5 protein-coding genes and 1 pseudogene are annotated in these 3,890 nt (G+C 65.3%); 3 read left to right on the top strand and 3 right to left on the bottom strand.

What is annotated here, in order from left to right:
* The 3 genes and pseudogenes from BEN49_RS30535 to dapA all read right to left on the bottom strand — a co-directional run.
* On the bottom strand, positions 1-416 hold a 416-nt coding region (locus BEN49_RS30535), incomplete at its 3' end, for an ATP-binding cassette domain-containing protein (protein WP_125916815.1).
* A 71-nt stretch (positions 417-487) separates the two neighbouring features.
* Positions 488-655 (bottom strand): annotated as a pseudogene (locus tag BEN49_RS30935) (ATP-binding cassette domain-containing protein); the annotation flags it as partial.
* Positions 656-884: 229 nt separating this feature from the next.
* Positions 885-1,751 carry a 4-hydroxy-tetrahydrodipicolinate synthase gene (gene dapA, locus BEN49_RS12145; RefSeq protein ID WP_070743794.1) on the bottom strand — a complete coding sequence of 289 codons (867 nt, stop codon included), beginning with the start codon at positions 1,749-1,751 and terminating at the stop codon, positions 885-887.
* Positions 1,752-2,087: 336 nt separating this feature from the next.
* On the opposite strand from dapA, the gene BEN49_RS12135 reads away from it, so the two are divergent.
* From BEN49_RS12135 to BEN49_RS12120, 3 genes are all read left to right on the top strand, one after another.
* Positions 2,088-2,756 carry a polysaccharide deacetylase family protein gene (locus BEN49_RS12135; protein ID WP_317040445.1) on the top strand — a complete coding sequence of 223 codons (669 nt, stop codon included), beginning with the start codon at positions 2,088-2,090 and terminating at the stop codon, positions 2,754-2,756.
* Between the two features lie 586 nt (positions 2,757-3,342).
* Positions 3,343-3,654: a hypothetical protein gene (locus BEN49_RS12125; RefSeq protein WP_070743788.1), complete on the top strand. Its 312-nt coding sequence runs from the start codon at positions 3,343-3,345 to the stop codon at positions 3,652-3,654.
* A gap of 28 nt (positions 3,655-3,682) precedes the next feature.
* The coding region (locus BEN49_RS12120) for an OmpA family protein (protein WP_141765663.1) at positions 3,683-3,890 on the top strand (208 nt) is incomplete at its 3' end.

Raw genomic sequence — 3,890 nt, 5'->3', positions numbered from 1 at the left:
TTTCGGTGGGGCCCGTGGGCCACCACCAGCGTCACGCCCGCGGCGGCAATTTCCGTCAGCAGCGCATCGAACCCGGCCCGGGAGGCGGCGTCGAGGCCAGCCAGCGGGCGGTCGAGCAGCAGCAGGGCAGGGTTTTTCAGCAGGGCCGCCGCCAGCAGCAGGCGCTTGGTTTCGCCGTTGGAGAGCTGGAGCAGCGAGCGGCCCAGCAGGGGCCCCAGGCGCAGGGTTTCGGCGGCGCGGGCCACCGTCCAAGGCCCCGGGCCGGCGGCCTGGGCAGCGGCGGCCAGGTGCTCGGCCACGGTGAGCGTAGCGTCGGCATCGGCGGCGTTGTAGCGCTGCTGGTAGTAGAACTCGGTGGTGTTGGCGCGGGTGCGCAGATCGGCCCGGGCCCCCACGCGCGCCACAGCCGCGTCCAATTATAGAGCGGGTCGGCAGGGCGGCGGGCGGCCGCCAGCGCGGCCAGACCGGTGGGCACCAGCCGCCCGGGATTGGCCGTGAGGGTGCCCGCCAGCGTGGCCAGCAAGGCACTTTTGCCGGCGCCGCTGGGGCCCACCAGCGCCCAGTGCTGGCCGGCCTCCAGGGCCAGGTTGAGGCCGGTGAGCAGCGGCCGGCCGAGGTGGCGCACGGTGGCGTTTTCGAGGACCAGCAGGGTCATTGGTTTCAGTTAACAGTTGTCAGTGAACAGTTGATAATTATCAGCTGCCAATAAGAAATTACCGGTGGAACGTCATGCAGCGCGCAACGAAGCATCTTTTTAACGTCACTAATCAGAATTACTGGCGCTAAAAAGATGCTTCGCTGCGCGCTGCATAACGGCCTGGCCCACTCACTATTAACTGCTCACTGTTAACTGCTCACTGATAACTGTTAATTGCTCACTGCCTTCAAAGTAGCTTCTGGATGCGGTCTTGCAGGCCGGGGGTGGCTTCTACCAGGGGCAGGCGCACGGTGGGCTCGCACACGCCCAGGGCGGCCAGGGCGGCCTTCACGCCCACGGGGTTGCTCTCCTCGTACATCAGCGGGTTGAGGGGCAGCAGTTGGAAAAGCAGGCGGCGGGCCAGGGCAAAGTCGCTGGCCAGGGCGGCGCGGGTCATGTCGGAGAAGCGGCGCGGCCAGGCGTTGGCCAGCACCGAAATAGCCCCCACGGCCCCGGCCCCGGCGATGAGCGCAGGCGTCATCATGTCGTCGCCGCTGAGCAGGGCAAAGCCGGCCGGCTTGAGGGCCCCAATGGCAAGGCACTGCTCCAAATTGCCGCTGGCCTCTTTGATGCCCACGATGTTGGGGTGGCGGGCCAGGCGCAGGGTGGTTTCGGCGTTGATGTTGGAAGCCGTGCGGCCGGGCACGTTGTAGAGCACCAGCGGCACGGGGCTGGCGTCGGCCAGGTGCTGGTAGTGGGCCACCAGGCCGGCCTGGCTGGGCTTGTTGTAGGCGGGGCTGGCCGAGAGCACGGCAAACACGCCGTGCAAATCGACGGTGCGGAACTGCTCGACGGCGGCGGCCGTGTCGTTACCCCCGATGCCGTACATAATCGGCAGGCGGCCCGCCACGTGCACCTTGGCCGTGCGCAGCAGCTCGGCCCGCTCGGGGGCCGTCACGGTGGGCGACTCGCCGGTGGTGCCGTTGATGACGAGGTATTCCACGCCGCCCTCGAGGCAGTGGTCGAGCAGGCGGTACCAGGCGGCGTAGTCGATTGAAAAGTCCGCGGCAAAGGGCGTAACCAGCGCCACGCCGGTGCCGTGCAAAATATCCATGGAGGGGGTAAATGAAGTAGCTTTGCGGGCAAAATTACACGTCTTTCACGCCCAACACCTCCTTTCCTTGCGTTCTTCCGTTTACTTTCTGCTGGCTACCCTGGCCCTGGCCTCGGCCTGCGATTCGAAAACCGCCACCACCGGCGAGGCCAACGTGGCCGCGAAGTCGGCCACCATTGCCGCCACCACCGCCGCGGGCGAAGACCCCGCCGACGCCCCCACGTCGGCGCGGCCGCCACTGCCACCGACGAGGCCAACGCTGCCCCGGCCCCCGCGCCCGGTACCATTCCGGCCGCCAAGGCCGCCGACGCGGCCGCCATCTACGCCCGGCCTCAGGTGCCCATTCTGTGCTACCACCAGATTCGGGACTGGACCGGCCGCGACTCGAAAGGCGCTAAGGACTACATCGTTCCGGTGGCCGCCTTCAAGGCCCAGATCAAGATGCTGGCCGACTCGGGCTACCACACCATCTCGCCCGACCAGCTCTATGCCTACCTCACCACCGGGGCCCGGCTGCCGGCCAAGCCGATTATGCTCACGTTCGACGACACCGATTTGGACCAGTTCACCATCGCCCGGCCCACGCTGGCGCAGTACAACTTCAAGGCCATGTACTTCGTGATGACCGTGAGCCTGGGCCGCCCCCACTACATGAGCAAGGCGCAGGTGAAGCAGCTCGCCGACGAGGGCAACGTCATCGGCTCGCACACCTGGGACCACCACAACGTGAAAAAATACCAGGGCCAGGACTGGGTGACGCAAATCGACAAGCCCACTAAAACGCTGGAGGAAATTACGGGCAAGAAAATCAACTACTTCGCCTACCCCTTCGGCCTCTGGAACCCTCAGGCCTTTCCCGAGCTGAAGCAGCGCGGCTTTGTGGCGGCTTTTTCGTTGGCCGAAAAGCGCGACCAGCAGGACCCGCTTTTCACCATCCGCCGCATCATCGCCAGCGGCTACTGGAGCCCGCGCACGCTGCACAACAGCATCGTGCAGAGCTTTTAGGGGCCCCCGGGGTTCTAATTTATCTGATAGAAGCCCGGCATTTGCCGGGCTTTTTTGGTGGGGGCCCCGGGTCAGCGCAGGGCCCTGGTGGGCCAATTACCGGGCTTGAGCAAGGAAACGTAAATATTAATGTAATTGAATATATATTTTATTGATTCGATGCCCAGTGGCCACTCCTGGGGCGGCCGATTGCTCACGCGTTATTCTTTTCACCCCTGACTTTCTTTCATGAAACCTACCTCCCTTTCCCAATTCGCGCTGGCCGGACTACTGGGCTTGCTCACCGCTTGCGGGGCCAAGAAAGCCGAGGACACCGCGACCACGGTCCCCGCCGACGCGCCATCCACCACCGCCCCGGCCCCGGCGGCAACCGCCCCCACCGCCCCCACCAGCAGCTACGTTCGACATCAACACCGTCCCAATCTCGACGGCCAACCTGGGCGGCTTTCCCTACCTGAGCAAGCTGCCGGGCTACAAAATCGGTTACGACTCCGACAGCACGGCGTTTGATTTTGACCGCAGCTACGTGTACGACGGCAAGGCTCTGGTGCCCGTGGAAGGCCGCGTGCTGCGCCGCCTGTAACGGGTGATTGACGACAAAAAGCGCACATCGGAGCTGATGGTGCAGCGCAACTACGGCGACCTGGTGAAGGGCCTCGGCGGCGTGCAGGTATCGTCGGGCGAGCTGCCCCGGGAAGCCGTGGACAAAGTGAGCAGCGACGAATACCACAAGCACTTGGGCGGGCTCAACGCGGGCGAAGACGTGGATACGTACGTCATTCGGCAGAAGGACAAGGAAGTGTGGGTGCAGGCGAAGCCTGGCGACGACCGCTACCAGCTCAACATTACCGAGCGGGCCGCCATGCCCCAGCAGGCCACCACCCTGCCCACCGCTTAGCTAAAAAGAACTAGCAACGGAGGGCCACGTGGCCCTATACCTCAACTTCGATACGGATAAGGCCACCCTGCGGCCCGACGCCGAGCCCACGCTGGCCGAGGTGCGGAAGCTGCTTGGGCAAAACCCCGGCCTGCGCCTGGCCGTGCAAGGCCACACCGACAACGCGGGCACCCCTGCCCACAACCAAACCCTGAGCGAGGACCGCGCCCGCGCCGTGGTGGGGGGCCCTCACGCAG

Source organism: Hymenobacter coccineus (assembly GCF_001816125.1).
Classification (GTDB): Bacteria; Bacteroidota; Bacteroidia; order Cytophagales; family Hymenobacteraceae; genus Hymenobacter; species Hymenobacter coccineus.
This window is presented reverse-complemented; position numbering and strand designations above follow the sequence as displayed.

Bases quoted from the DNA above. Each gene is read 5' to 3' on its own strand.
- dapA (WP_070743794.1), bottom strand. From the start codon at position 1,751: ATGGATATTTTGCACGGCACCGGCGTGGCGCTGGTTACGCCCTTTGCC.